24 protein-coding genes are annotated in these 26,598 nt (G+C 68.6%); 12 read left to right on the forward strand and 12 right to left on the reverse strand.

What is annotated here, in order from left to right:
- The first annotated feature begins 33 nt into the window (after positions 1 to 33).
- The 5 genes from L324_RS19560 to L324_RS19580 are packed head-to-tail and all read left to right on the forward strand — an operon-like array spanning position 34 to position 4,053.
- Positions 34 to 1,188 (forward strand): alpha/beta hydrolase, encoded by a 1,155-nt coding sequence (locus L324_RS19560; protein ID WP_037310150.1) that lies wholly within the window; start codon positions 34 to 36, stop codon positions 1,186 to 1,188.
- Between the two features lie 18 nt (positions 1,189 to 1,206).
- Complete coding sequence (locus L324_RS19565; RefSeq protein ID WP_152546915.1) at positions 1,207 to 1,713, forward strand: hypothetical protein; 507 nt, start codon at positions 1,207 to 1,209, stop codon at positions 1,711 to 1,713.
- A 44-nt stretch (positions 1,714 to 1,757) separates the two neighbouring features.
- Positions 1,758 to 2,300: a TIGR00645 family protein gene (locus L324_RS19570; RefSeq protein WP_235783581.1), complete on the forward strand. Its 543-nt coding sequence runs from the start codon at positions 1,758 to 1,760 to the stop codon at positions 2,298 to 2,300.
- Positions 2,297 to 2,947 (forward strand): response regulator, encoded by a 651-nt coding sequence (locus tag L324_RS19575; protein ID WP_037310152.1) that lies wholly within the window; start codon positions 2,297 to 2,299, stop codon positions 2,945 to 2,947. Before L324_RS19570 ends, L324_RS19575 begins: the two co-directional genes overlap by 4 nt.
- Positions 2,948 to 2,949: 2 nt before the next feature.
- Complete coding sequence (locus L324_RS19580) at positions 2,950 to 4,053, forward strand: sensor histidine kinase (protein WP_037310155.1); 1,104 nt, start codon at positions 2,950 to 2,952, stop codon at positions 4,051 to 4,053.
- Positions 4,054 to 4,097: 44 nt separating this feature from the next.
- Here the strand turns inward: L324_RS19580 and L324_RS19585 are convergent, their stop codons facing one another.
- On the reverse strand, positions 4,098 to 5,852 hold the full coding sequence (locus tag L324_RS19585; RefSeq protein ID WP_037310158.1) for an ABC transporter ATP-binding protein: 1,755 nt from the start codon (positions 5,850 to 5,852) through the stop codon (positions 4,098 to 4,100).
- Between the two features lie 277 nt (positions 5,853 to 6,129).
- Here L324_RS19585 and L324_RS19590 point away from each other — a divergent pair, with 277 nt between their 5' ends.
- Positions 6,130 to 7,404, forward strand: coding sequence for a cation:proton antiporter domain-containing protein (locus L324_RS19590; RefSeq protein WP_037310160.1), 1,275 nt, complete (start codon positions 6,130 to 6,132; stop codon positions 7,402 to 7,404).
- On the opposite strand, the gene L324_RS19595 is transcribed toward L324_RS19590, so the two are convergent.
- The 5 genes from L324_RS19595 to L324_RS19615 are packed head-to-tail and all read right to left on the reverse strand — an operon-like array spanning position 7,304 to position 14,517.
- Positions 7,304 to 7,933 (reverse strand): HPP family protein, encoded by a 630-nt coding sequence (locus L324_RS19595; RefSeq protein ID WP_081736404.1) that lies wholly within the window; start codon positions 7,931 to 7,933, stop codon positions 7,304 to 7,306. The two genes, L324_RS19590 and L324_RS19595, sit on opposite strands and share 101 nt — an antisense overlap.
- The gene (gene narI / locus L324_RS19600) at positions 7,930 to 8,655 is read right to left on the reverse strand and encodes a respiratory nitrate reductase subunit gamma (protein WP_037310163.1); all 726 of its coding nucleotides are present in this window, start codon (positions 8,653 to 8,655) and stop codon (positions 7,930 to 7,932) included. The genes L324_RS19595 and narI overlap by 4 nt, the downstream gene beginning before the upstream one ends.
- On the reverse strand, positions 8,652 to 9,263 hold the full coding sequence (narJ, locus tag L324_RS19605) for a nitrate reductase molybdenum cofactor assembly chaperone (RefSeq protein ID WP_037310165.1): 612 nt from the start codon (positions 9,261 to 9,263) through the stop codon (positions 8,652 to 8,654). Before narJ ends, narI begins: the two co-directional genes overlap by 4 nt.
- Positions 9,260 to 10,825: a nitrate reductase subunit beta gene (gene narH, locus L324_RS19610; protein WP_037310168.1), complete on the reverse strand. Its 1,566-nt coding sequence runs from the start codon at positions 10,823 to 10,825 to the stop codon at positions 9,260 to 9,262. Before narH ends, narJ begins: the two co-directional genes overlap by 4 nt.
- Positions 10,825 to 14,517: a nitrate reductase subunit alpha gene (locus L324_RS19615; RefSeq protein WP_037310170.1), complete on the reverse strand. Its 3,693-nt coding sequence runs from the start codon at positions 14,515 to 14,517 to the stop codon at positions 10,825 to 10,827. Before L324_RS19615 ends, narH begins: the two co-directional genes overlap by 1 nt.
- Positions 14,518 to 15,175: 658 nt before the next feature.
- Here L324_RS19615 and L324_RS19625 point away from each other — a divergent pair.
- On the forward strand, positions 15,176 to 16,636 hold the full coding sequence (locus tag L324_RS19625; RefSeq protein ID WP_037310174.1) for a non-reducing end alpha-L-arabinofuranosidase family hydrolase: 1,461 nt from the start codon (positions 15,176 to 15,178) through the stop codon (positions 16,634 to 16,636).
- 71 nt (positions 16,637 to 16,707) lie between these two features.
- Here the strand turns inward: L324_RS19625 and L324_RS19630 are convergent, their stop codons facing one another.
- The gene (locus tag L324_RS19630) at positions 16,708 to 17,517 is read right to left on the reverse strand and encodes a helix-turn-helix transcriptional regulator (RefSeq protein ID WP_037310177.1); all 810 of its coding nucleotides are present in this window, start codon (positions 17,515 to 17,517) and stop codon (positions 16,708 to 16,710) included.
- Between the two features lie 108 nt (positions 17,518 to 17,625).
- On the opposite strand from L324_RS19630, the gene L324_RS19635 reads away from it, so the two are divergent.
- Both L324_RS19635 and L324_RS44015 read left to right on the forward strand, forming a co-directional pair.
- Positions 17,626 to 18,363: an SDR family oxidoreductase gene (locus L324_RS19635; RefSeq protein ID WP_037310179.1), complete on the forward strand. Its 738-nt coding sequence runs from the start codon at positions 17,626 to 17,628 to the stop codon at positions 18,361 to 18,363.
- A gap of 56 nt (positions 18,364 to 18,419) precedes the next feature.
- Entirely contained in the window at positions 18,420 to 18,557 is a 138-nt protein-coding gene (locus tag L324_RS44015) for a helix-turn-helix domain-containing protein (protein WP_201769671.1), read from the forward strand.
- Between the two features lie 58 nt (positions 18,558 to 18,615).
- On the opposite strand, the gene L324_RS19640 is transcribed toward L324_RS44015, so the two are convergent.
- Positions 18,616 to 19,257: a TetR/AcrR family transcriptional regulator gene (locus L324_RS19640; protein WP_051173983.1), complete on the reverse strand. Its 642-nt coding sequence runs from the start codon at positions 19,255 to 19,257 to the stop codon at positions 18,616 to 18,618.
- Between the two features lie 90 nt (positions 19,258 to 19,347).
- Between L324_RS19640 and L324_RS19645 the strand changes: the two genes are divergently transcribed.
- Complete coding sequence (locus L324_RS19645) at positions 19,348 to 19,851, forward strand: YiiD C-terminal domain-containing protein (RefSeq protein WP_161780867.1); 504 nt, start codon at positions 19,348 to 19,350, stop codon at positions 19,849 to 19,851.
- Between the two features lie 23 nt (positions 19,852 to 19,874).
- Complete coding sequence (locus tag L324_RS19650; RefSeq protein WP_037310335.1) at positions 19,875 to 21,671, forward strand: AMP-dependent synthetase/ligase; 1,797 nt, start codon at positions 19,875 to 19,877, stop codon at positions 21,669 to 21,671.
- Positions 21,672 to 21,689: 18 nt separating this feature from the next.
- Here L324_RS19650 and L324_RS19655 read toward each other — a convergent pair whose 3' ends face one another.
- Both L324_RS19655 and L324_RS19660 read right to left on the reverse strand, forming a co-directional pair.
- The gene (locus tag L324_RS19655; protein WP_152546917.1) at positions 21,690 to 22,025 is read right to left on the reverse strand and encodes a hypothetical protein; all 336 of its coding nucleotides are present in this window, start codon (positions 22,023 to 22,025) and stop codon (positions 21,690 to 21,692) included.
- A gap of 76 nt (positions 22,026 to 22,101) precedes the next feature.
- On the reverse strand, positions 22,102 to 23,199 hold the full coding sequence (locus tag L324_RS19660) for a winged helix DNA-binding domain-containing protein (RefSeq protein ID WP_037310182.1): 1,098 nt from the start codon (positions 23,197 to 23,199) through the stop codon (positions 22,102 to 22,104).
- A gap of 164 nt (positions 23,200 to 23,363) precedes the next feature.
- On the opposite strand from L324_RS19660, the gene L324_RS19665 reads away from it, so the two are divergent.
- Positions 23,364 to 24,044 (forward strand): hypothetical protein, encoded by a 681-nt coding sequence (locus L324_RS19665; protein WP_037310184.1) that lies wholly within the window; start codon positions 23,364 to 23,366, stop codon positions 24,042 to 24,044.
- A 257-nt stretch (positions 24,045 to 24,301) separates the two neighbouring features.
- Here L324_RS19665 and L324_RS42450 read toward each other — a convergent pair whose 3' ends face one another.
- Both L324_RS42450 and L324_RS19675 read right to left on the reverse strand, forming a co-directional pair.
- On the reverse strand, positions 24,302 to 25,627 hold the full coding sequence (locus tag L324_RS42450) for a hypothetical protein (RefSeq protein WP_152546918.1): 1,326 nt from the start codon (positions 25,625 to 25,627) through the stop codon (positions 24,302 to 24,304).
- 455 nt (positions 25,628 to 26,082) lie between these two features.
- Complete coding sequence (locus L324_RS19675; RefSeq protein WP_037310187.1) at positions 26,083 to 26,526, reverse strand: histone-like nucleoid-structuring protein Lsr2; 444 nt, start codon at positions 26,524 to 26,526, stop codon at positions 26,083 to 26,085.
- Positions 26,527 to 26,598: the final 72 nt, after the last annotated feature.

A 26,598-nucleotide genomic window follows, 5' to 3' on the forward strand; every position in this document is an offset into this window, starting at 1 on the left:
CCCACCCGACGGCCACCGACCGAAGGAGCTGCCTTGGGTGTTTCCGTACCCGCGGTCCCTCGCGAGGTCGTCGAACACGCACAGGCGACCGGCGCACTCGAGTCCCCTTGGATTTGGGGGACTTTCGGGTCGCTGGCCGTCGTGGCCGCGATGCTCGCGGTCCGGTTCCGTGGCCGGACCGGGGCACGCCGAAGCGCCATCGCGGTCATGCTGTGCTGTGTCCTGCTCGGCGCGGTCACCGCCACCAACAGCTACATCGGCTATGTCCGGACGCCACGTGACCTCGCGCTCATGCTCCAGCGTGGCGGTGGACCGCTGCGTGCGCTCGGCGAGATGATCGACGACGGAACCGCCGACTCGCGACCCCGCAGGGCCGGCTTCGTCACTCCCGACGGCGTCCACGCGCCGATCCTCGAGCGTCTCGCCGTTCCCGATCCCGCCAACGCCGTGCCGCGGGGGCGGACGTTCGTGTTGCTTCCGCCGGGGTACCACGACCGCGCCAACGACAACCGGCGTTATCCGGTCACCTACCTCGTGCACGGCTTTCCCGCCGCTCCGGAAGACTGGCTCGGCGCCGGTGACGCGCCGGGGACCCTGCGCATGGCCTATCTGCACCAGGCGATCGCTCCGATGATCGTCGTGTCCGTCGACCTGACCGCGGGGGAGCCAGGACGAGACCTCGACGGTCTCGACATCCCCGGTGGTCCCCGGCTGGAAACCTATCTGGCGCAAACGGTCGTCACCACGATCGACCGGTATTACCGGACGGTCCCCGATCGCACCCACCGGGCACTGGGCGGGATGTCGGGTGGCGCCTTCGCCGCGTTGAACATCGGCTTGCACCACACCGACAAGTTCGCCGCGCTGCTGCTCACCATGCCGTACGACACCACCGACAACGGCGCGTTGCTCGTCGCCGACCCGGCACTCGTCGCCGCCAACACACCACGGACCTACCTGCCCACCATGCCGTTCCCGTACCCGGTCGCCACCATCCTCACCGCCGGAACCGGCGCCCCGGCGGATGTCACCACCGCGAACCGGATCGCCGACGCTCTCCACGCCCGCGGGCAGGGCGCCGTCGTCCACATGCAACGCGGTTACAACCACACGTGGCATACGGCCCGCGCCGCCCTTCCTTACCTGCTCGCCTTCGCGGACCAGGTGTTCAAGAACGGGCCCAGGTAGGCCCCGACGATCGCCTTGGTGGTGCGAGAACGCCCACTCGTCGCCGGTGTGGCCTTACCTTGGAGTGTTTTCGTGAATATTCTGATCGTTTTGATCGTGCTGTCCGGTGTCGCCTTCTTGTGCGGCCTGCTCTACCTGCGGTTCCAGGACATCGCCCGGAAGCGTGAGCTGGATGACGCCCTGTCCGACGCGAGACGCTGGGTGGAACGCCTCGCCGGACAGGTCGCGCATCTGCTCGGTACCAACGCGCCCGCGAAGCAGGCGTTGGCCGCTGCTTCCGAGCGATTCACCCTTGCCTGCTCTCGGCTGGACCTGGCGAAGACCGTCGAGCAGGCGGGACTGGCGAAACAGACGGCGCTGGAGGGGTTTCACCACATCCGCGCGGCACGGGTGGCGATGGGTCTCAATCCGGGACCCCCGTTGCCGGAGGAAGCCGAACGGTCGCGAGCCGGCGGCGAGGTGGCAGGTCGTGCGGTACCGCCGGCGCAGGTCCCCATTCAGTCACTACAGAACGAAAGTCCATGAACGCGGAAAAGAATCTTCCCACCACTGCGCCCAGGCTCGGAGCATTGATCTTCCTGAGCCGCTGGCTGCAGGCACCGCTCTACATCGGCCTCATCGTGGCGCAAGGCGCCTACGTCTGGCAGTTCATGCTCGAATTGTGGCATCTGATCACCAAGATCGGTTCCCTCAACGAATCCGAGATCATGCTCATCGTGCTCGGCCTGGTCGACGTCGTGATGATCGCCAATCTGCTCATCATGGTGATCATCGGCGGCTACGAGACGTTCGTGTCCCGCATCCGCCTGGAGGATCACCCGGACCAGCCCGAATGGCTGTCCCACGTCAACGCCAACGTGCTCAAGGTGAAACTGGCCATGGCCATCATCGGCATCTCGTCGATCCACCTCTTGAGGACCTTCATCCAGGCACAGTCGCTGTACGCGACCACACCGCACGCCGGCCAGATCATCCTGTGGCAGACGGTGATCCACCTCGCCTTCATCATCTCGGCGGTCGCCCTCGCCTGGATAGACAAGGCCGGACGGCCCGGCAAGGCTTCGGTGACGGCGGCGCCGGGCAGACGGAGTCCACAAAGGAGCGTGGCGTGATCCGGGTGGTCGTCGTCGACGACGAGGAACTGGTGCGGACCGGTTTCCGCCTCATCCTTCAGGCGGCCGGGGACATCGAAGTCGTCGCGACGCCGACCGGGGCACAGGCCGTTCGCGAAGTGAGCCTGCACAAGCCCGACGTCGTGCTACTCGACATCCGGATGCCGGACGTGGACGGGCTCACCGTGCTCCGCCGGCTTCGTGGTCTCAAGAATCCTCCCGTCGTGGCCATGCTCACGACGTTCGACTCGGACGAATACATCGCGATGGCGCTGCGATCGGGCGCGGCGGGCTTCATCGTCAAGGACACCGGACCCGAGCAGCTCGCCGAGACCGTCCGCGCCCTCGTCGTCGGTGGCGTGGTGCTCTCGCCCAAGGTCACCCGTACCGTCGTCGACGGCTACCTGGGTTCCGACGCGAGTTCGGCGGCGGAGCAGCTCGATCGGCTGAGTGAACGCGAGCGCGCGGTCCTTGTGCTGATCGCCGAAGGAATGTCCAACACCGACATCGGGATCCACCTGCACCTCAGCGTCGGCACGGTGAAGGACCACGTCAGCGCGATCTTGACCAAGCTGCGGGTGGGCAGCCGGGTGCAGGCGGCGCTGGTGGCCCAGCGCGCCGGTCTGCTCGAAGACGGGGAGCGATGAGCATGACGGAGAGACTTCGCACCACCCTTCTCGACGTCGTGCTGATCGTGGCCGCCGTGGTCGAGGGAGCGTTGACAGCGATCAGTGAGGAGTCGTCGACCGCTCTCGCCCTGTACGTGATCGCGATGCTCGGGGTCCTGGTGCGCGAGCGTTGGCCGCTGACGTCCTTCGTGGTGACTCTGCCCGCTGTGGTGTACTCCGGCGCGATCGTCGCGGCGATAGTCACGCTGTACACCGTGGCCGGCCGCTACCGGAGCTGGTGGCTGCTCGCGGGTTGCTGGCTGGTCACCGCGGGCAGCGTCGCCTTCCCGTTGCTCGACGTCGCTCCGGAGTTTTGGCGAACCGAGATGCTGCTCGGGGTCATCTACTTCACCATGACCGCGGGAGCGCCGATCCTTCTCGGCCGGTTCCTGCACAGCCGGCGCGAGCTGGCCCTGCGGCTGGACGAAGTCAAACAGGCCAGGGAGCACGAGCGGCGGCTGGACGCCCAGGCGGTCCTGGCCAAGGAACGCAACCAGCTGGCCCGCGAGATGCATGACGTCGTCTCGCATCAGGTGAGCCTCATCGCGGTGCAGGCGGGCGCGATGAAGGTCAGCACCACGGACCCCGCGGTGAAGGCGGCGGCGGAGAATGTCCGGCAACTGTCGGTGAACACGCTCGACGAACTGCGGCACATGGTGAACCTGCTGCGCGCCTCCGGTACACCGGCGACCGAGCTCACCCCTCAGCCCACGTTGACCGACCTTCGCCGGCTCATCGACAACAGCGCGCTCGATGCCCGCCTCGTCGGGGACGCCCCCGAGGACCTCGAGCCGCCGGTGCAGCGGGCCATCTACCGCACCATCCAGGAAGCGCTGACCAACGTGCGCAAGCACGCGCCCGGCGCGGGCGTCACCATCGACATCACCCGGGACGACACGGACCTGACCGTCACGGTCACCAACACCCGGCCCACCCGGCCGACACTCGCCCTGCCCAGCGCCCGCCACGGGCTCGTCGGATTGCAGGAACGGGCCGCGCTGCTGGGCGGGAGGCTGTATTCCGGTGCGATGCCCGACGGTGGCTTTCAGCTCAGGCTGCGGCTCCCGCTCACGGCCCATGGATGACGCGGCCCGACCTCCCCGCGCCTGGAGGGGAACCGCGCGTGTGCTCAGTCATCGCGTTCGCCGGTGAGCAGCTGTGTCGCGGCGAAGTCGGCGTACAGCAGATCGTTCGCGAGCAGCTCGTCGTGCGTGCCGGTCGCCCGGACGATTCCGTTGTCCAGCACCACGATCCGGTCAGCCTGCGTGACCGTCGACAGCCGGTGCGCCACCACGATGACGGTCATCGTCTTCGCCACCGTCGTGACCACGTCCCGGATCGCCATCTCGTTCGCCGCGTCCAGTTGTGACGTGATCTCGTCGAGCAGCAGGAGACGAGGGCGCCGGATCAGTGCGCGGGCGAGCGCGACGCGTTGCCGTTCACCGCCGGACAGGAAGTTGCCGCGGTGTCCGACAGCGGTGTCCAGCCCGTCGGGAAGGCGGTCGACGAGCGTGTCCAGCCGGGTCCGCGCCACCGCGTCGCGGATCTCCTCCTCGGTGGCGTCCGGCCTGCCGTAGACGAGGTTGTCCCGCAACGTCCCGGAGAGCAGTGGGGCGTCCTGCTCGACGTATCCGATGTCCGCGCGCAGGCTCGCCAGATCCCAGTCGGCCAGGTCGCGGCCGTCCAGCAGGATCCGGCCGGAGTCCGGCTCGTGGAACCTCTCGACCAGCCCGAAGAGGGTGGATTTGCCCGCACCGGAGGGACCGACGAACGCCGTCATGCCCACCGCCGGGATGTCGGCGCTCACGCCACACAGGACCTCCGGCCGGTCCGGACCGTACCGGAACCGCACGTCTTCGAAGGTGAGGCCTTCTCCTCGACGCCCGGTCGCGTCCGGCTCGGCGCCGGCGGGACCGGTCCGCTCGGTGGGCAGCGTCTCGATCTCGGACAGGCGGCGAATCGCGGCCAGCCCGATCTGCAGCCTGCTGCCCGCGTGGAGCAGCTGCCCGATCGGTTCGTGCAAATAGAACAGGAACAGCAGGAAAGCCACCAAAGAGGACAGTGACATGGCACCGGTCGCGACCCGTGCGCCACCGATGCCGAGCACGGCGAGGAAGGAGGCCTGGACCGCGAGGGTGTTCGCACCGTGCACCAGCGACTCCCACCGCGCCGAACGGACACCGGCACGCCACGCGTCCTCGGCGCCGCGTTCGATCGCGGCGATCTCCCTGGTTTCGGCCCCGGCGGCCTTGACGGTGCGGAAGGCGCCGAGCACACGCTCCAGCCGCGCACCGGTCTCGCCGACGGCGCTCTGAGCGGCGTGGGAAGCCTTTTCGATCATCGGCATTCCGGCGGCGGCGAGCAGGCCGACGATCAGGAGGACGGCCAGGGTGATGCCCAGCAGGGCAAGGTCCATGAAGCCCATCATCACGACCATCACGATGGTCGTCACCGTGCCGGTGACCAGTGCGACGAACGCGTGAGTGCACACCTCGCGCAACAACGTCGTGTCGCCGGTGAACCGGGACAGCAGGTCGCCGGGCTCCGCGCGGTGCACGGCGGGCACCCGCAACGAGATCAGCCGTCGGGCAAGCCGTTTCCTGGCGGCGAGCACGACCGACTCGCCTGCCCGTTCGAGCAGGTAGTCGCCGATCACCGAGATCGCGGCACCGGCCAGTGCGAGCCCGACCAGCAGTGCCAGCAGACCGGTGATCCCGTCACTCGAGCCCAGCCGGTCCACCAGCGCCTTCGCCGCCAGAGGCTGGGCCGCGGCGGCGAGGCCGCCGAGCAGGACGAGTGCTCCTCCGAAGAGGACAGTGCGTCGCTGTGGCTTGACGTAACCCACGAGCATTCGCCAGGCCGAGCGGTCGATCGGGGTGCGCACGGTGGAACAACTCCGTTTTCTCCGGTCACTTGGCTGAAAGAACGCGCCGTCCGGGGACGCGGCCGCGGGCAGGCTCTTCGATCTTCCGGCGCGCGGTGGGCGTCGCGACACCCGCGAGCCGGTCGGACCGTCCAGCCGGGTGGCCGGACCGTGCCCGCCGACCGGCGGGGTGCGATCGGCGCTGTGACCACTGTGGACGATGCCGGGGAGTCCACAATGGTCAAAGGCGCCGGGTAAGCTTCCCGCCGACATCGCAAACGATCCGAAGCACGGTCACATGAACTCGCTACTGCTCATGATCGCGGTCGCCATCGCGATCCGTTCGTTCTTGGCGTCACGGCTGGACCGGTGGAACCTCGGCGCACCGGTCGTCATGGTCGCCGCGGGCGTCGTGATCGGCCTCGTCAACGAGAGTTCCATCGCTATCGCGCTCAACACCGAAGCCATGCTGTACGGGGCGGAGATCGTCCTCGCCGTACTGTTGTTCGTGGACGCCACCGAGGTACGCGGCGGCCGGTTGTGGGGCAGCTCACCCGGTCTGGTGGCCAGGGTGCTGCTCATCGCGATGCCGGTCAGCCTCGTAGCGGCGATGCTGCTCGGCTGGCTGCTGTTCCCGGGCCTGCCGTGGCCGGTGCTGCTGCTGCTCGCCGGGGTGGTCGTGCCCATCGACTTCGCCCCGGCCGAACGGGTCGTGCGCGATCGCGGTCTGTCCGCCCGGGTGCGCAGTGTGCTCAACGTGGAAAGCGGCTACAACGACGGGATCGTTTCACCCCTGTTCCTCTTCGCGTTGATCCTGGCAGGCGACCGGACCCAGCAGCGGACACCACTGGACGCGCTGGGGACCGTGCTGCCCTTCGCGCTCAAAGCCCTGGTGGTCGGAGTGCTGTTCGGTGCGCTTCTGGCGGTGTTGTTGACCGCGGCCCACCGCGCGCACTGGCTCACGGAACAGTCCGGGCGCGTCGTTGTGCTGCTGGTGCCACTGTTGACCTACACCGCCACCGTCGCCATCGACGGCAACGGGTTCGTCGCGTCCTTCATCTGCGGTGTCACGTTCCGTTACGTCCACCGGCTGACCAAGGCCAGGCAGATCCATCGGTCTCCGGCAGGGCGCGACCTGGTGCGCGCCGGTGCGTTGGACGAGGACTTCCGCCTGCTCGAAGACTTCACCTCACTGTTGACCATGACGCTGTGGTTCGTCGTGGGCGTCAGCGCCGTTCTGGCGTTCTCCGCCGGACTCTCGTGGCAGGTCGCACTGTTCTGCTTCGCGGCGGTCACCGTGGTCCGCATCATCCCCGTCCACCTTTCGCTCGCCGGATCTGTGCTGACCCACCGCGAACGCCTGCAGGTCGGGATACTCGGGCCACGCGGCACCACGTCGGTCGTCTTCGGGCTCCTCGCCTTCAATCGCCTTCCCGAGGGGCCCGTCGCCGACACCATCCTGCTCATCACCGTCACCCTGGTCCTGGGCAGCGTGGTGCTGCACGGCATCGGCGCCGGCCCGACCGTGAAGTGGCTGACGCCCGCGAAGTCGGGTCGTCGCTCTCCTTGGTGAGCGCTCCGCGAGGTGGCGCCTCGGCCGTGACGGCGAAGCGCCACCAGGGATAGGGCACGCCGAACAGTTTGTTGATCACCACGGCCAGCAAGGCGATGAGGACGACGCCCACCAGGACGGCGACGAGCTGCGGAGCGGTGTGCAGGAGGCCGAGCGCGATGATCAGCGTCGTGGCCCCGGCGGGCGGATGGGGCAGGTCGAGGGCGGCCATCGCGGCACAGGTGAGACCCAGTGCCACCGCGGCCGCCCCGATCCTGGCCCACGAGGGATGGGTCAGATCCGGGGCGGCGGTGAGCAGCCCGGTGACGGCGAGACCGGCGAGACCGGAGAGGACACCGGCGAGGTGGCCGAGGACCGTGGTGCGCGGGCTCGCGCCGGGTGCTTGCGGACTCGCGAACACCAGGAACGCGGTGGGGCCGAGCGAGGGGAACAGCAGGGGCGCGCCGGTCAGGATCGCGCACAGGCCGATGAGCACGATGCAGCCGAACGAGCTCAGCGCGACGTAGACGGCGCGGCGGATCCGGGTCATTCCCAGCCACGGCGCGGGTCCCGGGTACCGACGGTGCCGGGGGCACGGCGCCGGTAGACCACGTACGGGCGGAACAGGTACCGCACGGGCGCGCTGAAAGCGTGTACCAGCCGGGAAAACGGCCACAGCGCGAACAACAGCATGCCCAGCGCGGTGTGCAGCCGGTAGTCCAGTGGCGCGGACGCCAGCAGCTCCGGCCGCGGATCCAGGAGCAGGATGCCGCGGAACCAGGGGGCGACGGTCTCGCGATAGTCGTATCCGCCGCGGACGCCGTTGTCGACCAGCGTGGTCGCCAGCCCGGCGAGCATCACCAGCACGAGCACCACGTACATGTACCGGTCGCTGACGGACGTGGCGCCGCGGACCGCCGTCACCCGGATCCGCCGCCACAGCAGGAGACCGAGCCCGCCGACGGCGACCAGTCCGGCGAGGCTGCCCATCCCGAGCGAGATCAGGTGGTAGGCGTGTTCGTCGAGCCCGGCGAACTCGGTGACGCCCTTCGGCACGAGCAAGCCCAGCACGTGGCCGCCGATGACCATCAGCAGTCCGACGTGGAAGACCGGGCTGGCCACCCGCAGGAGCCTCGATTCGTGGAGCTGGCTGGACCGGCTGGTCCAGCCGAACTTGTCGTGCCGGTAGCGCCAGACGGTGCCGAACACCAGGAGCGCGATCGACGCGTAGGGCGCGGCGCCCCACAGCAGCAGGTCCGGTCCGGAACTCATCGGCCACCTCCGGCGCCGGTGGGGAACGGGTCGAGGCCGACCGATTCGGCCGGGGGAGCGGCGGGCAGCGGGGCGGGATCGGCGGGCAAGGTGGCCAATACCGCCGAGACGGTGTCACGATACGGAGTGTCCATAGTGGACATATTGCGGTGCAGCAGCTCCAATGCCGGATGGAAGCGCGCTAGTACCTGCTCGGCGGCCGAGGGGTCCGCCGCGGCGGCGAACTCCAGGATGACGGGCAGGAAATCCGGCAGTTCGTTCTCGGCGGGCGCGAATCCGTGACCGCGATAGAACCGGCGGAGCGAGGCCAGTGTCTCGCCGCGGCGGCGGGTGTCGCCGTCGAGGAACCAGCTCAGATGCAGTGTCCGGCGAGGTTTGCGGTCGAAGACCTCGATGTAGTGCGACGCCAGCGCCCCGGGTTCGCCCTGTTCGAGATAGGCCACGGTGCGGGAGAGGGCGTCGTGGCCGGGACCGGCGGTCTCGTCGAGGCAGGCCCGCAGCAGGCCGAGTTTGCCGAGTACCGCGTCGTCGGGGTATTGCAGGCACCAGCCGGCGATCTGGCGCAGCGCGGCGTGATCCCGGCCGGCGCGGGGGCGTAGGAGTCTCACCGGCCCTGCCCCCGCAGCGTGGGGAACAGCGCGTCCGGGCGGGCACCGTCGTCCCAGCTGACCAGGTCCACTGTGGACTCACCGCGGCCCATGCCCGGTCCACCGTCGACGTCGAGGCTGCATCGGGTGGCGATGCCCTCCAGATCGTGGGCCTGCCCCACACCCGCGGTGGGGATGACGTAGCGCTCGTCGTACTTGGCCAGTGCGAGCAGCCGGTGCATGCCGAAGATCTCTTCACCGGTGAGACCGACGGACGCGGGAATGTCCTCGTCGGTCTCCTGCCCGAGGTTCACCGCCCGCATGTAGGACCGCATCGCGGCCAGCCGTCGCAGCGACCGGTGGACAGGCGCTGTGTCCCCGGCGGTGAACAGTTCGGCCAGGTACTCGACCGGGATGCGCAGGGCGTCGATGGCGCCGAACAGGTTGTCGCGGTGTTCGCCGTCGTGACCGCTTCCGCTGACGGCGTCTACCACCGGCGACAACGGCGGGATGTACCAGACCATCGGCATCGTGCGGTACTCCGGATGCAGCGGCAGCGCCAGCCGGTAGTCGTGGATCAGCCGGTACACCGGCGAACGCCGCGCCGCGGTGAGCCAGTCGTGCGGGACACCGGCCGCTTCGGCGGCCCGGACCACGGCGGGATCGTGCGGATCGAGCAGCAGATCGAGTTGCGCGGGGTAGAGGTCGTGCTCATCCTCGACGGCCGCGGCCGCGGTGACCTTGTCGGCGTCGTAGAGCAGGACGCCGATGTACCGCAGCCGTCCGACGCAGGTTTCCGCGCATACCGTCGGCTGCCCGGCTTCCACCCTCGGGTAGCAGAAGGTGCACTTCTCGGCTTTGCCGGTCTTGTGGTTGAAGTACACCTTCTTGTATGGGCAGCCGGTGACGCACATCCGCCAGCCGCGGCACTGGTCCTGGTCGACCAGCACGATCCCGTCCTCCGCGCGTTTGTACATCGCGCCGGACGGGCAACTGGCCACACAGGACGGATTGAGGCAGTGCTCGCAGATCCGCGGCAGGTAGAACATGAAGCTCTGCTCGAACTCGAACTTGATCCGGATGCCGAGTTCTTCCCGGAGCTTCTCGGCGATCGGGTCCTTGACGCCGTGTTCGGTGGAGCCGCCCAGATCGTCGTCCCAGTTCGGCCCCCAGGTGGGCTGGGTGGGTTCGCCGGTGATGGCCGACCGGGGCGCGGCGGTGGGGACGTCGTCCCCGAGCGGCGCTTCGATCAGGGTGGCGTAGTCGTAGGTCCACGGCTCGTAGTAGTCGGAGATCTCCGGCAGGTCGGGGTTGGCGAACAGCTTCCCGAGTTTGCTCAGCCGTCCGCCGGCACGCAGCCGCAACCGCCCCTTCGCGGTCCGCTCCCAGCCGCCCTTCCAGCGTTCCTGGTCTTCGTAACGGCGCGGATATCCCTGTCCTGGCCGGGTTTCCACGTTGTTGAACCAGGCGTACTCGGTACCCGTCCGGTTGGTCCATGCCTGCTTGCAGGTCACCGAACAGGTGTGGCAGCCGATGCACTTGTCGAGGTTCATCACCATGGCCAGCTGTGCCATGACCCGCATCAGTAACGCACCTCCTGGGAACGGCGGCGGATCACGGTGACCTCGTCGCGCTGGTTGCCGGTGGGGCCCAGGTAGTTGAAACCGAAGGAAAGCTGGGCGTACCCGCCGATGAGATGGGTGGGTTTGAGCAGCAGCCTGGTCAGGGAGTTGTGCGTGCCGCCGCGTTTGCCGGTCGCCTCGCTGCGCGGCACGTTCACCGCCCGATCCTGGGCGTGGTAGAGGAAAACGGTGCCCACCGGCATGCGATGGGACACGATCGCGCGGGCCACCACGACGCCGTTGCGGTTGACCGCCTCGATCCAGTCGTTGTCGTGGGCGCCGATGGCCTCGGCGTCCGCCGGGCTCATCCAGATCCCCTGCCCGCCGCGGGACAGCGTGAGCATGTGGAGGTTGTCCTGATAGGTCGAGTGGATCGACCATTTGCTGTGCGGGGTCAGATAGCGCACGGTGACCTCCGCGCCGTCGCCCGTGCCGCCGGTGAGGTGCTGCGAACCCAGCGGAGGCCGGTAGACCGGCAGCGCCTCGCCGAGTTCGTGCATCCAGTCGTGGTCGAGGAAGAAGTGCTGGCGACCGGTGAGCGTATGCCACGGTTTGCCGTGTTCGACGTTGATCACGAACGCCGAATAGCGACGGCCGCCGCTCTCGCTGCCGGACCACTCCGGGCTGGTGATCACCGGCGCCGGCCGGGACCGGGTGTCGGCGAAGGAGATCCGTTTTCCTTCGTGCTCGGCGGAAAGATGCGCCAGTTCGGTCCCGACCCGCTTCTCGAGGTCGCGGAAGCCCTGTGTCGCCAGCCGCCCGTTGGTGGTACCCGACAGGGCGAGGATGGCGTCCGCGGCCTTGATGTCGGTGTCGATCAGCGCCTGCCCTTGGGCGGCACCGGTGGTCGCGACGCCGTTCTTCGCCCGCAGCCAGATCAGTTCCTCGCCGACGTCGTAGGTGAGGCCCTTGCTGGTGGCGCCCAGTTTCTCCAGCAACGGCCCCAGTGTCGCCAGTTTCGCCGCCACCGCCGGGTAATCGCGTTCGACGACGGTCAGCCGCGGCAGCGTGACGCCCGGGATCGGCTCGACGTCGCCGTCGCGCCAGTCGCGGACGACTCCGCCGGGCTGCGCCGTTTCGCCGGGGGTGTCGTGCGTCATCGGGGTGGCGACGAGATCCTTGCGCACCCCGAGATGCCGTTCGGCGAGTTCGCTGAACCGCTTCGCGATGGTGTGGAACGCCTCGAAATCGGTGCGGGTCTGCCACGGCGGATCGACGGCGGCGTTGAAGGAATGCACGAAGGGATGCATGTCCGTCGACGAGAGGTCGTGCTTTTCGTACCAGGTCGCGGCGGGCAGCACGAGATCGGCGAACAAGGTGGTGCTGGTCATGCGGTAATCGATTGCCAGCATAAGATCGAGCTTGCCGACGGGGGCGGTGTCGTGCCATTTCACGGAGTTCGGCCGCGCGTCCGGCGGCGCCTCCTCGCCACGCAGGTTCGCGTCGGTACCGAGGAGATGGCGCAGGAAGTACTCGTGGCCCTTGGCGGAGGAACCGAGCAGGTTGGACCGCCACACCGTGAGCACCCGCGGCCAGTTCCCCGGCGCGTCCGGATCCTCGGCGGCGAACCCCAGCGTGCCTTCGCGGAGCTGGGCGGTGACGTGCTGGACGGGGTCGAGCCCGGCTTCCTCGGCCTCGTCGACCAGGTCGAGCGGATTGCGGTCGAAAGTGGGGAACGAGGGCATCCAGCCCAGCCGCGCCGACTGCGCGAGCGTGTCCGCGGCGCTGGTCCCGGCGAGGCTTCCCGGCGCCAGCGGGGAGGTGAGTTCGTCGTTGCGCAGTGAGTCGTAGCGCCATTGGCCGGTGTGCAGGTACCAGTAGGCCGTCCCGATCATCTGCCGGGCGGGCCGCATCCAGTCCATCGCGCCCGCCAGGGTCTGGTGCCCGGTCAGCGGCCGCACCTTCTCCTGGCCGACGTAATGCGCCCAGCCGCCGCCGTTGCGGCCCTGGCAGCCGGTCATCGTCAGCAGCGCCAGGAAGGAACGGTAGATGGTGTCGGAGTGGAACCAGTGGTTGGTGCCCGCGCCCATGAGGATCATGCAGCGGCCGCGGGAGGCCTCGGCGGTTTCGGCGAACTCCCTGGCGATCCGGGTGACCCGCTCGGCCGGGACCGAGGTGAGTTCCTGCTGCCACGCCGGGGTGCACGGTTCCGCCGGATCGTCGTATCCGGACGGCCACCGGCCCGGCAAGCCGTCGCGCCGGACGCCGTACTGCGCCATCAGGAGGTCGAACACCGTGGTGACCAGCCGTCCGCCGTGCTCGACGGCGGGCACACCCCGGCGCAGGACGCCGTCGGTGTCGAACCGGGGGAGCAGCACCTCGACGCCGCGGTGCCGGGGATCGGCGAGCAGGCTCAGTCGCGGCACGACGTCGCCGAGGTCGAGGTTCCAGCGGCCCTGGTCGTGCTCGTTCCAGCGGAAGCCGACCGAACCGTTGGGCACCACCGGTTCGCCGGTGCGATCGTCGACCAGCACGGTCTTCCAGGCCGGTTCGGCCTGCCCGGTCCCGCCGAGATCCGCGGCGGTGAGGAACTTCGACGGTACGTACGCGCCGTCCCGTTCGGTCAGTGTGACCAGGAAGGGGAGGTCGGTGAACCGGCGGACGTAGTCGGTGAAGTACGGCACCTGTCGTTCGGCGAAGAACTCGGTGAGGATGACATGCCCCATGGCCATCGCCAGCGCGGCGTCGGTGCCCGGATGCGGGGCCAGCCATTCGTCGGCGAACTTGGTGTTGTCGGCGTAGTCGGGGGAGACCGCGACGACCTTCTGCCCGCGATAACGCGCCTCGGCCATCCAATGGGCGTCCGGTGTCCTGGTCACCGGGACGTTCGAGCCCCACATCATCAGATACGCCGCGTCCCACCAGTCCGCGGATTCCGGCACGTCGGTCTGATCGCCGAACACCTGCGGCGACGCCACCGGCAGATCGGCGTACCAGTCGTAGAAGGAGAGCATCGGGGCACCGATCAGCGCCATGAACCGGGACCCGATCGCGTGCGAGACCATCGACATCGCCGGAATCGGCGAAAAGCCCGCCACCCTGTCCGGGCCGTAGCGGGAAATGGCGTGCACATGCGCGGCGGCCGCGATTTCCGCGGCTTCCGCCCAGCTCACCCGGACCAGTCCGCCTTTTCCGCGGGCGCGCTGATAGGACAGTCTTTTCATCGGGTCGTCCATCACCGAAGCCCAAGCGACCACCGGGTCACCGTGCCGTCTCAGGGCCTCCCGGTACATTTCGACCAATACGCCTCGCGCATACGGAAAACGTACCCTGGTCGGGGAATAGGAGTACCAGGAAAAGGAGGCGCCGCGCGGGCAGCCGCGCGGTTCGTACTCGGGTTTGTCGGGGCCGACCGAAGGATAGTCCGGGTCCTGGCTCTCCCACGTGATGATCCCGTCGGAGACGTAGACGTTCCAGCGGCAGGAACCCGTGCAGTTGACACCGTGTGTGGACGGGACCACCTTGTCGTGGCTCCAGCGATCGCGATAGAACGCGTCGCCTTCCCGGCCGCCGGTCAGTTGCACCGAATGCAGATCCGCCGAACTCTCCGCACGGGTCAGATAACGGCCGAGGCGCAGCAGGGCGGTGGTCGCCGTTCCTTCGTTGTGGTGGTTTGCCGAACGGTTTCCGTTGGCTTTTCGTGGCGAGCGCACGCTCGCGACCTCCCGACTAAAGTCGTGAATGAGGCAGACAGCACGAACAGGACCTGCCGAGTCTGTCCAGGGAACGTTCGCGATGTTAGCGGCCTCGTGTGCCGGTTGTCTTTCCCGCGAAGGTGATCATGGCTGTCGATCACTCGAAAAGACCAGTAAGTAAATGTGCTGGTAATGGGAAGGTAATTGCCGCGAGAAACGCGATTATTCCTCTTGGTCGCGCGATCGGAATATGCTCCGATACGAATTGGAGGAAGAGAGCGGTGGTGGGGTGTGCGCCAGGTTGTCGTGGTGCGTGCCCGGGACGTACGCCAGATGCGGACGCGGCGCGTCGACGATCTCCGTCAGGTCTCGCGGTGCTTCGCGCGGGTACCCGCTCCTGTCCGCTGGGCGGGAGAAGTCGGCGAGGTGGAACAGGAGGACGCGCCCACCGGCGCATTCTTTGTAACTTTCACGAACCTGGTCGTCCTTTGAGGACCCTGGGATGCGGCCTTGAAGTGGCAAGACCGCCTCGCGCGACGTCTGGACCCCCGCGCATCCGAGTGCGTGGATTGACAACCCTTCTTCCGGGAGCCCAGGCTGATGCACCGCGAATGTTAACGATAACAATCGTTTTGCTCAGGGCAGTGGACCTGAAACTGGCTGGGAGAAGGTCATCATGGAAAGAGCAAACGTCAGCCGCAGAAGCCGATCCAGGATCGCCGCGCTCGCCGCCGCGGCGACGGTGGCGGCGGCAGTCGTGGCAGGAGTGACGCTGGGGACGGGCGCGGCCCTGGCCGACGTCACCGGCGCGCTGCACAGCGTCAGTTCGGGTCGATGCCTGGACGTGGCGAACGCCAATCAGGCCGACGGTACCGCCGTGCAGATCTATGACTGCTCGGGCGGGGCGGGCCAGCAGTGGACCTCGACGGCGAGCGGCCAGCTGACGGTGTTCGGCGGCAAGTGCCTGGACGTGCCCGGAAGCGCGACCGCCACCGGAACCCGGGTGCAGATCTGGACCTGTCACGGTGGCGCCAACCAGCAGTGGCGGGTGAACGCCGACGGCACGGTGGTCGGGGTGCAGTCCGGGCTCTGCCTGGACGTCGCCGGCGCGAGTACGGCCAACGGCACCGCGGTCCAGATCTGGACGTGTCACGGTGGCGGCAACCAGAAGTGGACGGGCCTGTCGACCACGCCCCCGTCGACCACCACCACCACCACCACCGGAGGCAACGGCTGCACCCTTCCGTCGACGTACCGCTGGTCGTCGTCCGGTGTGCTGGCGACGCCGAAGAACGGATGGGTCTCGCTCAAGGACTTCACCAGCGTCGTCCACAACGGCAAGCACCTCGTCTACGGTTCGAACGTCGCGGGATCGTCGTACGGCTCGATGGCCTTCACGCCCTTCACGAACTGGTCCGACATGGCCTCGGCGGGCCAGAACGGGATGAACCAGGCCGCCGTGGCGCCCACGCTGTTCTACTTCGCGCCGAAGAACATCTGGGTGCTGGCGTACCAGTGGGGTGCGTGGCCGTTCATCTACCGCACGTCGAGCGACCCCACCAACCCCAACGGCTGGTCCGCGCCGCAGCCGCTCTTCACGGGCAGCATCTCCGGCTCCGGCACCGGTCCGATCGACCAGACCCTGATCGCCGACGGCTCGAACATGTACCTGTTCTTCGCCGGTGACAACGGCAAGATCTACCGGGCGAGCATGCCGATCGGGAACTTCCCGAGCAGCTTCGGCTCGTCGTACACGACGATCATGAGCGACACGCAGGCCAACCTGTTCGAGGCCGTCCAGGTCTACAAGGTCCAGGGCCAGAACCAGTACCTCATGATCGTCGAGGCGATGGGCGCGAGCGGACGCTTCTTCCGCTCGTTCACGGCCAACAGCCTCAACGGTTCGTGGACCCCGCAGGCCGCCAGCGAAAGCAACCCCTTCGCGGGCAAGGCCAACAGCGGCGCCACCTGGACCAACGACATCAGCCACGGTGACCTGGTCCGCAGCAATCCCGACCAGACCATGACCATCGACCCCTGCAACCTGCAGCTGCTCTACCAGGGCAAGGCCCCCAACGCCGGTGGTCCCTACGACCAGCTGCCGTGGCGGCCGGGTCTCCTGACCTTGCGGCGCTAGCCGGCACCTGCGCTCGTGAGTGGTAATGACGGTTCTAACCGTCATTACCACTCACGAGACGGGACCGGCTCTTACTCCTCACTGAGCGCCGGATCACGGCCGTCGGAGTAGATCACCAGGGTTCGCTCGGGCTGTTCGGCGAGGTGGAAGGCGGCGTACGCGAATTCGGTGACGCCGCGCCCCGGCGCCCTGAGTCGTTTTCGTCCGCCGCGCCTCGCTTGGATGTCGTAGTGCGGCCACCAGGCACGGACCTCCGCGCTGGACTCGTGCAGTTCGTCGACGAGATGCGTGTACCGCGGTTGGGCGGGGTGCCTCGCGGCGAGCGTGTGCAGGCGGGCGAGCAGGCCGCGCGCCTCGGGTTCCCAGTCGACCAGGACATGCCGGGCCACCGGTTCGGTGAACACCCAGCGGGCGAAGTTCGGTCGCCGTTCCGCGGCCGTGGTGAGGTTCGGGAAGAGCGCGACGGCCGCTTCGTTGAAGCTGAGTACGTCGTAGTTCCCGTCGATGATGTACGCCGGATGTGGCTGCAGCAGCAGTGGCACGGCCGCGTCGTCGGCGCTCAGCGGTTCCGGGGTGTCCGCCTGCGCCCGTGGCGCGTGACCGGCGAGGCGGAACAGGTGGTCGTGTTCCTGCCGGTCGAGCCGCAGCGTCGTGGCCAGCGCCGTGAGCACCTGGTCGGAGACCCGGATGTCGCGGCCCTGTTCCAGATAGGTGTACCAAGTGGCGCTGATCCCGGCCAGCAGCGCGAGTTCCTCCCGGCGCAGCCCCGGCGTCCGGCGGCGGCCGGTGTCGGGCAGGCCGACCTCGGCGGGCGTGACCCGCTCCCGGCGGCTGCGCAGGAACAAGCCCAGTTCACGACGCCGGTCCACTGGCTCGATCATCGAAGGTGGCACTCCCGGTTCCAGAATAAATGGAGATCTGGATACCAGTATCAGCCCTCCGCAAACTCGTTCCCGACAGCGGAAGCGACAGAGAAGAGGACAGAAATCATGTCGGGAATCGACGGCAAGGTCGTGGCGATCACCGGTGCCGGCAGCGGTATCGGTGAGGCGACCGCGCTGCTGCTCGCGGAACGTGGTGCGCGCCTGGTACTCGGAGCGCGTCGTTCGGACCGGCTCGCCGATCTGGCGGGGCGGATCCGGCAGGCCGGCGGCGTCGCCGTGTACGCGAGCACGGACGTCACCCGGAGGGAGGATCTGCAGGCGCTGATCGATCTGGCCGTCGAACGGTTCGGCCGGCTTGATGTGCTGGTCGGCAACGCCGGGGCCGGACCGATCTCGCCCTTGGACGACCTGCGCGTCGACGAATGGGACCGGATGGTCGACGTCAACGTCAAAGGGGTGCTGCACGGGATAGCGGCCGCGCTGCCGGTCTTCCGGGCGCAGGGCACCGGCCACTTCGTGACCACGGCCTCGACCGCGGCGTTCCGGGTCGTCCCGGCGATGGCGGTCTACGCCGGTACGAAGTTCGCCGTCCGGGCCATCTGCGAGGGCCTGCGCCAGGAAGCCGGTGACTCGCTGAGGGTGACGACCGTTTCGCCTGGTCCTGTCGACACCGCCTTCGCCGAGGCGTCGACCAACGACCAGGTCCGGAAACAGATCACCGAGACGAGGGACCGGATCGCGATCCCCGCGGTCGCCGTCGCCAACGCCATCGCGTTCGCCATCGACCAGCCCGCCGACGTCGACGTGAGCGAGATCGTCATCCGGCCGACCGCCCAGTCCTGATCAAGCCGACCTTGCGTCGAGAGATCAGCCCAGGGTGATCATCCTCGCCCAAGCGGGTGGCGTTTCCGGCTCGTAGTGGGGATTGTTCTCGTCCGGCGCTGTCGCGGCGGCTCGGGTTCTCCGAGCCGAGCGCGTTCCACCGGGCGTTCCGGCGCTGGACCGGTAGCCCGGTGAGCGCCTACCGCAAGCGCTGACGGTCTTCCCGCGCGGCAGGTCGTCGTCGACCACGATCACCCGCGGCCCCGACTTCGGCTATCGCGTACGAGAACGGCCGCTGAGCAGCTGGGCGAGATGATCGCGCGTGCCCGGCCAGGGGTCGTCGCGGGGTTCGGCGGGTTCGTGGGGTTCGACGGCACGGCGGAGGGCGAGTCCGCGCATCGCGTCCAGGGCGACGGTGAGCCGGCTGTTCCATTCCCGGCGGGACATGCCGGCGGGCGCGAGGTCCGCGGTGGCGGTGCTGATCGCGCGGGACAGTTGCGGTTGCAGCGGTACGAGGCGCTGGTACAGCACGGGATCCTCGGCGGCGGCGATCCAGACGTGCAGCCACACGACGAAGAGTTCGCCGCTGAAGTACGCCCAGATCGCGTCGAGCGCGGTGCGATACCGGGCGGGCCCGTCGGCCGGCAGGTCCGCGGTCTGGACGCGCAGGTCCTCGACGGTGCGCCGCCCGACCTCGTCCAGCGCGGCGGTGATCAGGTCCAGCCGCGAGGGGAAGTGGTGTGCGAGAGCGCCGAGTGAGGAGCCTGCCAGTTCGGCGACGCGACGCGTCGTCGTCGCGTGATAGCCCTCCTGGGCGATGGCTCGGATCGTGGCCGTGATCAGCAGTGCGCGGGTCTGCGCACGCCGTTCGGCCTGGGTGCGGCGGGTCGCGGCCGCGGGGGCTTGCCCGGTCATGGCGGCAACCCTACTCGACAAACAGGTCGTATGACCCGTAACCTACCGGCCATGTTACGGGTCATGCGACCTGTTTGTGAGGAGTGGGCGATGGTGGCGACCGACGCGGAACACGCTGATCTGGCCGGGCTCATGAACGCGGTGATCGAGCACGCCGTCGCGCCGATGCATTCACTGGGAATCCGGGTCGTCGAACTACGGCCCGGATATGTGCTCGGTGCGGCTCCGCTGACGGGAAACGCCAACCATCTGGGCACGATGTACGCCGGAACCCTGTTCGGTGTGGCCGAAATGCTGGGTGGCGCGTTGGTCGTCGCGAGTTTCGACGTCGAACGGTTCCACCCGACGGTGAAACACGTCGAGATCCGCTTCCGGCGGCCGGCCACCACCGATGTGCGGGCCGAGGCATCCCTGGAAGCGGACACGATCGCCCGGCTGCGGCGCGAGGCCGATCACCGTGGCAAAGCGGAATTCGTCCTCGACGCGACGATCACCGACGGCGACGGCGAGGTCGTCGCCGGAACCCGTGCCACCTACCAGATCCGGGCCAACCGGCCCGGCGACACGGTCGCCGCGGAAACCCTCGACTCGTGACCACCCGACCGGGAGACGGTGAGATGTCCGAGACACCCCTGACGATGTGTGCGGCGTTCCAGCGCACCGCGGCGCGCGACCCCGGAGCGGTGGCGCTGCGCACTCCGGACGACGCGGTCACGATCACCTGGCGCGACTACGCCGAGCGGGTCAGATCCATCGCCGCCGGACTGGCCGCGCTCGGCGTCGGCGCGGGAGACACGGTCGCGCTGATGCTGACCAACCGCCCGGAGTTCCATCTCGTCGACACCGCGGTCCTGCATCTGGGCGCGGTACCGTTCTCGGTCTACAACACGAGCCCGCCCGAGCTGATCAAGTACGTGTTCGGCAACGCCGGCAACCGCGTCGTGATCACCGAACAGCTCTTCCTCGCCCCGCTGCGCGAGGCGCTGGCCCTTGGCGCGGCCGTCGAGCACGTCATCTGCGTCGACGGCGGCCCGGAGGCCACCGTGAGCCTCGCCGCTGTCGAGGCCGCGCCGGCCGCCGGATTCGACTTCGACGCCACGTGGCGCGCGGTCCGCCCCGATGACCTGCTCACCCTCATCTACACCTCGGGCACCACCGGCCCGCCCAAGGGCGTGGAACTCACCCACCACAACATCATGTTCGACATGCTCGCGGTCGACGAGGTCTTGATCCGCTCCCGGCCGGGCGACCGCGGCATCTCGTATCTGCCCGACGCGCACATCGCGAACCGCTGGATCGCCCACTACTCCAACATCGTCTTCGGGATGCAGGTCACCGACGTGCCGACGCCCAAACAGGTCGTCCAGGCACTGACCGACGTCCGGCCGACCGGGTTCCTCGGCGTGCCACAGACCTGGTACAAGATCAAAGCCGCGCTCGAACTCGCCCTGGCCCAGGAACCCAACCCGGTCAAACGACGCCTGGCATCCCGGGCGATCGACATCGGCCGCCAGGTCGCGCGCCGCCGCTCCGACGGGCGCCGGATCCCGGCCGGGCTCGCCCTGCGGCACGCGCTCGCCGAGCGGCTCGTGCTGGCCAAGATCCGCCGCCGGATCGGCATGGACCAGCTGCGGATGGCCGCAACCGGAGCCGCACCGATCGCGCCCGAGGTGCACGAATTCCTGCTCGGCCTCGGCCTGAAGCTCTGTGAATGCTGGGGTATGTCCGAACTGGCCGCCGGAGTCACCATCACCCGGCCGGGAGCCATCCGCATCGGCACGGTCGGACAGGCCATCCGCGGTGTCGAGGTCAAGGTCGCCGAGGACGGCGAACTCCTCGTCCGCGGCCCGATCGTCATGAAGGGTTACCGCAACCAGCCGGACAAGACGGCCGAAACCATCGACGCCGACGGCTGGCTGCACACCGGCGACATCGGCACCATCGACGCCGACGGCCACGTTCGCATCGTCGAGCGCAAGAAGGAACTGATCATCAACGCCTCCGGCAAGAACATGTCACCCTCGAACATCGAGGCCGCCATCCGCGCCCAGTGCCCGCTCGTCGGATACGCCATCGCGATCGGCGACGACCGTCCCTATGTCACCGCCCTGCTCACCCTCGACCCTGACATCGCCACCGCCTACGCCACCGAACACGACCTCCCCGACACCTCACCCGCCGCGCTCGCGGCCGACCCACGGCTACGCGCCGAGGTCGCCAACGGCATCGCCGCGGCGAACAAGCTGCTTTCCAAGGTCGAGGAGATCCGCGAGTTCACGATCCTGCCCCACCGCTGGGAACCCGGCGGCGACCTCCTCACCCCGACCATGAAACTGAAACGCAAACCGATCGCCGAGCGGTACACCGACGAGATCACCGCGATGTACGACGCGGGCCTCCACCGCGGATCCTGACCTGCCTTCGCCCCGCTGTCAGGACAGGTATCCGCGGGTGACCTGGACGCTGTTTCCGGTGTTGTCCGCCCGATAGCCGGATTGCCCGACGCAGGCGCCGTATTCGTGCCCGGTGCTGGTCGTTCCGGACAGTCCATTGTGGTCACTGCTGACAGGGCCGCCGAACAGGACGTCGGCACGCGGTAGCCCGGTGCAGCTCGGGACGGGGCGGTAGTACTCCACGAATCCGACCTGTTTCGCTTGAAGAGTCCCGCTTCCGGCCGGAACCCGGTAGGTGCCGATGTGGGTACGGGTTCCGGTGCGGGTGTCGACGGCGGTGCCGGCACTGTCCTCGACGCCTACGACAACGCCCACATCGCCCACCTGCTCGGACTTTCCACCCACGCCACCTGATCCCGACGGTCCACTGTGGACGAACCGATGGCCGCGATCAGGGTGCCGTGGCGATCAGCGCCCGATCGCTTTCGCCGTCGGTGAGGAATGACGAAAGTGCTTGTCCCTCTTCGGTGACCGCGGTTTCCTCGGCTCGGGAAAACCGGCGCAGTGGCGTGACGATCACGGCCCCGGCGTCGACGTTCCAGGTCGCGGAGACGCGTCCGTCGACCAGGACGACGCGGGCACCGGCGACCGACAGGCCGCGGTGTTCGTCGTCGATGATCCGGCCGCGGTCGTGGTAGCCGAGGATCGCGTTGTCGAACGCGGGCAGGAACCGCACCGGCGCGGGGGTTTCGGGGTCGGGGCGCGGTGCGTCCGGCAGGTCCAGCAGTTCCCTGCCGCGTTCGTCGCGGAAGCCGAGCAAGCGGTCGCGCAGCGCGGCCACCGCGGACGGCAGTCCAGCGAGCCCGCTCCAGGCGCGGAGATCGGCCGTGGCGGCGGGGCCGAACGCCGCCAGGTACCGCAGGACGAGCGCCTGGCCGACCGGATCGGTGCCGTCCGGTGCGGGCGGATCGATTTCGCGGCCGAGCCACGAGGAGAGCAGCCGATAGCGGGCTCCGGCCTTGGTGCGCCACAGGCCGCGCGGCGGAAGCTGCGTCACCGGGAGGAGACCGGCGATGAGCAGTTCGCCGAGGGGGCGCGGTCCCGCCGACGGCCAGCGTTCGGCGAGCGTCCTCGCGAGTTCGGTCATCGTGCGGGGTTCGTCGTCGGCCAGCACCGCCCTGCCCGCCGCGGCGAGCTCGTCGAGGTCGTTCCCGTCGAGTTCATGGCGGTAGGTCCCGAGCACTCGCCGGCGCAACATGGCGTCGTGCCGTGAACGCCAAGCCAGAATGTCCTCGGCGGTGACGAGGTGGACGGTGCGCCGCATGAGGTGGGTCCGCACCACACGTCGCTCGGTCAGCAGATCCGAGAGCGCCGCCGGACGGAACGCGCGCAGCCGGGACCAGAGCCCGACGAACGGTTCCTGCGGTTCCTGCGCCTGCAGACCGCACAGGTGCGTGACGGCGTCGAGCGCCGTCAGATCGGCGCGACCGAGCAACAGCTGCCGGGCCAGCGTCGCGCGGTTGAGTGCCCGGGAGTCGAGAACGGTCATCGTGGCCCGGCGTGATCGGTTCGCATGGGATCACTGTCGCAGGAGAAGCGGCCAGGAACTGTCCTCGTTTCCCTGCGACACATCCGGGGGAACCGGCGCGGCCTCGACCGCGTCGGAGTGACATTCAGTGCTACGATGTCACATCACCTGACGGAGGGCGTCACATGTCAACTCGGTTCCTGCCCGTACTCGCCGCGGGACTCGCTCTGTTGGTCACCGCGTGTTCCGGCGGCGGCGGTGGAACGGCGGCGACCACCGGCGATTCGCCGTCCGATGCCCCGGAAACGGCCGAGTCCGGCCCGAAGTACACGCAGTTCGCCGACTTCCCCGGCCAGGCCGTCGTCACTACGGAACCGGGTTTGGATCTGGCGATACAGGTGAAGGCCATCGACGTCGTCTGGACGCCCGAACTGGCCGGTGTGTCGGCGAAGGCGGGAAAGCACTACGTCGCGGTGTACGTGGCCGCGACCGGAGAGCTCGCCGACCGTGGCGTGCAGCGGGCCAAGATCAAGTACCTGCAGCTTCGTCGTGACAACACGGCCGGGGAAAAGTGTGACCCGTACGAGCCGGACAAAGTCCCCCAGTACTGCTTCACCGAGGCCTATCCCGCCAGCGATCTCAAGGTCAAAGTCGCGGACAAGACGTGGCGCGAAGCCAGTTGGTCGGCGGACTCCCTGATGGGCAGGAACCTCGATCGGGGCGAGACCGCGATCGGAGTGGTCGGATTCAGCATGGCGGACGGTGTGAACACCGACGGCCTCCAGCTCTGCGGGCCGACCAAGGAGATCGAGGTCGATCCCAATCGTTTCCCGTGCGTCCCGATCCCGAAGCCGGAACGCGTGTGAAGTCTCGCCGAACGGGCACCGGCTGCTCCGCGCCGAGCACTCGGGTGAGTGCTCGGCTGGGGGTGTCATGAGGGGTCCCCATAGGACACTTTTCGTCCTATGGGGACCCCTCATGACACACGCTACACCTGAGCCGCGCCGGGATCAGGAGATCGGGAAGTCGGCACCCCGTCGTCGAGACGCCTCTCCTGACAGGTGGCGATTCCGCTCGTCGTCGGTCAGGCCGCCGCTGCCCGTTGCGATCCCGGGCCTATCCGTCAGCAGGTGCACGTGCCGCCGTTGTTGATACCGGCGACGCCATTGCCGCCCGCGAGGCCGCTCGCACCGGACGGCGTGGTGATGGTGTCCGCCCCGTCGTTGATGGTTCCGGAGTTCCCGAGGCCACCCGCACCCGCGGCGCCACCGATGCCACCAGGGCCACCAGGGCCGCTGCAACCGGTACCGCCGTTACCGCCGCCGGCGCCGTTGCCGCCCTTGCCGCCTGTGGCGGTGATGTTGTCGATACCGGTTCCGCCGGTGAGCGTGCCGGCATTCCCGATCCCGCCTGCGCCACCCGCGCCACCGACACCGCCGGCTCCGCCGGGCTGGACGGCGGCGAGACCGTTGCCGCCCTTGCCGCCGGAACCACCGTTACCGCCGAGCCCGCCATTGGCCTTGAGTGTGTCGACCCCGGCACCACCGCTGACGGTTCCGGAATTGCCGACGCCACCGGCTCCTCCGGCGCCACCGACGCCACCGGCTCCGCCACCGTGACCGCAACCACCGACGCCACCGGCCGCACCGGTACCACCGGCACCACCGTTGACGGTGACACTGTCGAGCCCGGGATCGACGAGATCTCCGTTGAAGGCTCCGGAGTTCCCGACACCACCGGCCGCACCGGCGCCACCGATACCCCCGGCACCGGCGCCACCGGCGACGAGGCCGCTGTTGGCGCCGACCCCACCGAGACCGCCGTTGCCGCCCCTACCCGCGGTGAAGACGGCGGTGTCATTGCCCGCTCCACCGGTGACGTTTCCGGCATTGCCGGCACCACCGATCCCACCGACTCCGCCGTTGCCGCCGGCGCCACCTGCTCCGCTGGCGAATCCGGCCCCGCCCTGGCCGCCGTTGCCGCCGTTGCCGCCGGCACCGCCGGTGAGGGTGATGCTGTCCGTGCCGGCACCGCCATCGATGACACCGGTGCTCCCCACGCCGGCACCGCCGACGTTTCCGGCTCCACCACTGCCACCGGCGTTACCGGCGGGGGTGCCCGCGTTACCGTCGGCTCCCGGGGGACCGTTGCCGCCCGCTGTCCCGGCGACACCGGTGACCCTGATCGTGTCGTTGCCGGCCAGGCCGTTCACCGTGCCGTTCACGGCACCGCCGGTAATGGTGATGATGTTGTCCCCCGAAGTGCCGTCCAACACCTGACCGGCGGGAATCCCCGCGGTGCAGGTGAAATTGGCGCCGCTTTGGGTACACCCCGGCGGGAGCGCCCACGCCTGCGCGGGCACCAGAAGAGCGAATCCCGCCGCGGTACCCAGACCGATCAGAGCCCGGCCTGCCCGGCCCGCTGTGCTGATACGTGCTGTCGATCTCATGATCAACCTTCCACCCGATAGAGGGTCCGGGCTGATGCCACGGACCTGCGAGGTGGTGTGATGACCGAGAGTCTGGGGCCATTGCCCGGTGCCGCCTATCTGAAGGCACCGGATCTACCAATACCCTCGACCTGGCCGACCCTTCGCTCTTTCGGCCGTGCTGGCAAGGTAATCCGGTCCCGGCCACCCATCCGTGGCCAGGTCCCCACCAATGCCGACGATCGTGGCGCAGCCGGTGACCGCCGACGATGGTCACGGCGCCGCCACCACTCATCTGCCGCAGCCCGCGGGCGGGGTGCGGCACGAAGGTTTCTTGCCGGCGTGTTTTCGCCGTTCCCTTGATATGGAAAGAACTTCGCCATGACCGTCAGCGGACGCTCTGGGGTGGGGTGACTCGCCACCCCACCCCAGAGACAACGAGCCCGCGTGGTGCCGGTTCCGCTCAGGAGGAGTTGTCAGCTGTCGGTCTTCTTCTTCCGCGGCGCGCGTTTGCGGACCGGTTTCGCCGGTGTCTCCTCGACCGGTTCCGGTTCCACGTCATCGACCGCCCCTGCGCTGTCGAACGCCTCGTAGATCTCGTTCGGGATCCGCCCCCGATCGGCGATCGCGTAGCCGTTCGCCGACGCCCACGCCCGCACCTGCTGGTTCCGCTCACGATCCGTGGACGTCGCGGTACGGGACTGCCCAGCCGTGGACTGACCGGCCGCGACCCTCAGCTTGCGCCCACCCGTGCGGGTACCCGCCGCGACATAACGCTCCAGCTCGCCACGCAGCGCCTGCGCGTTCTCGTCGGAGAGATCGATCTCGTACTGCACGCCGTCGAGCCCGAAGGGCACCGTCTGCGTCGCCTCACCGCCATCGAGGTCATCGATGATCTCGACACTAACCTTCTGAGCCATCCGCACAGCCTTTCACCGAATCGTGCGACGCCCCTACGCGCCACCGAACATCCGCAGCCTAACCACACACCT

This window comes from Amycolatopsis orientalis DSM 40040 = KCTC 9412 (assembly GCF_000478275.1).
Taxonomy (GTDB): domain Bacteria; phylum Actinomycetota; class Actinomycetes; order Mycobacteriales; family Pseudonocardiaceae; genus Amycolatopsis; species Amycolatopsis orientalis.

Coding starts and splice junctions, on each gene's coding strand:
- L324_RS19580 (WP_037310155.1), top strand. CDS start 2,950: ATGACGGAGAGACTTCGCACCACCCTTCTCGACGTCGTGCTGATCGTG.
- L324_RS19590 (WP_037310160.1), top strand. CDS start 6,130: ATGAACTCGCTACTGCTCATGATCGCGGTCGCCATCGCGATCCGTTCG.
- L324_RS19595 (WP_081736404.1), bottom strand. CDS start 7,933: ATGACCCGGATCCGCCGCGCCGTCTACGTCGCGCTGAGCTCGTTCGGC.
- narI (WP_037310163.1), bottom strand. CDS start 8,655: ATGAGTTCCGGACCGGACCTGCTGCTGTGGGGCGCCGCGCCCTACGCG.
- narH (WP_037310168.1), bottom strand. CDS start 10,825: ATGCGGGTCATGGCACAGCTGGCCATGGTGATGAACCTCGACAAGTGC.
- L324_RS19625 (WP_037310174.1), top strand. CDS start 15,176: ATGGAAAGAGCAAACGTCAGCCGCAGAAGCCGATCCAGGATCGCCGCG.
- L324_RS19630 (WP_037310177.1), bottom strand. CDS start 17,517: ATGATCGAGCCAGTGGACCGGCGTCGTGAACTGGGCTTGTTCCTGCGC.
- L324_RS19635 (WP_037310179.1), top strand. CDS start 17,626: ATGTCGGGAATCGACGGCAAGGTCGTGGCGATCACCGGTGCCGGCAGC.
- L324_RS19640 (WP_051173983.1), bottom strand. CDS start 19,257: ATGACCGGGCAAGCCCCCGCGGCCGCGACCCGCCGCACCCAGGCCGAA.
- L324_RS19645 (WP_161780867.1), top strand. CDS start 19,348: ATGGTGGCGACCGACGCGGAACACGCTGATCTGGCCGGGCTCATGAAC.
- L324_RS19650 (WP_037310335.1), top strand. CDS start 19,875: ATGTCCGAGACACCCCTGACGATGTGTGCGGCGTTCCAGCGCACCGCG.
- L324_RS19660 (WP_037310182.1), bottom strand. CDS start 23,199: ATGACCGTTCTCGACTCCCGGGCACTCAACCGCGCGACGCTGGCCCGG.
- L324_RS19665 (WP_037310184.1), top strand. CDS start 23,364: ATGTCAACTCGGTTCCTGCCCGTACTCGCCGCGGGACTCGCTCTGTTG.
- L324_RS42450 (WP_152546918.1), bottom strand. CDS start 25,627: ATGAGATCGACAGCACGTATCAGCACAGCGGGCCGGGCAGGCCGGGCT.
- L324_RS19675 (WP_037310187.1), bottom strand. CDS start 26,526: ATGGCTCAGAAGGTTAGTGTCGAGATCATCGATGACCTCGATGGCGGT.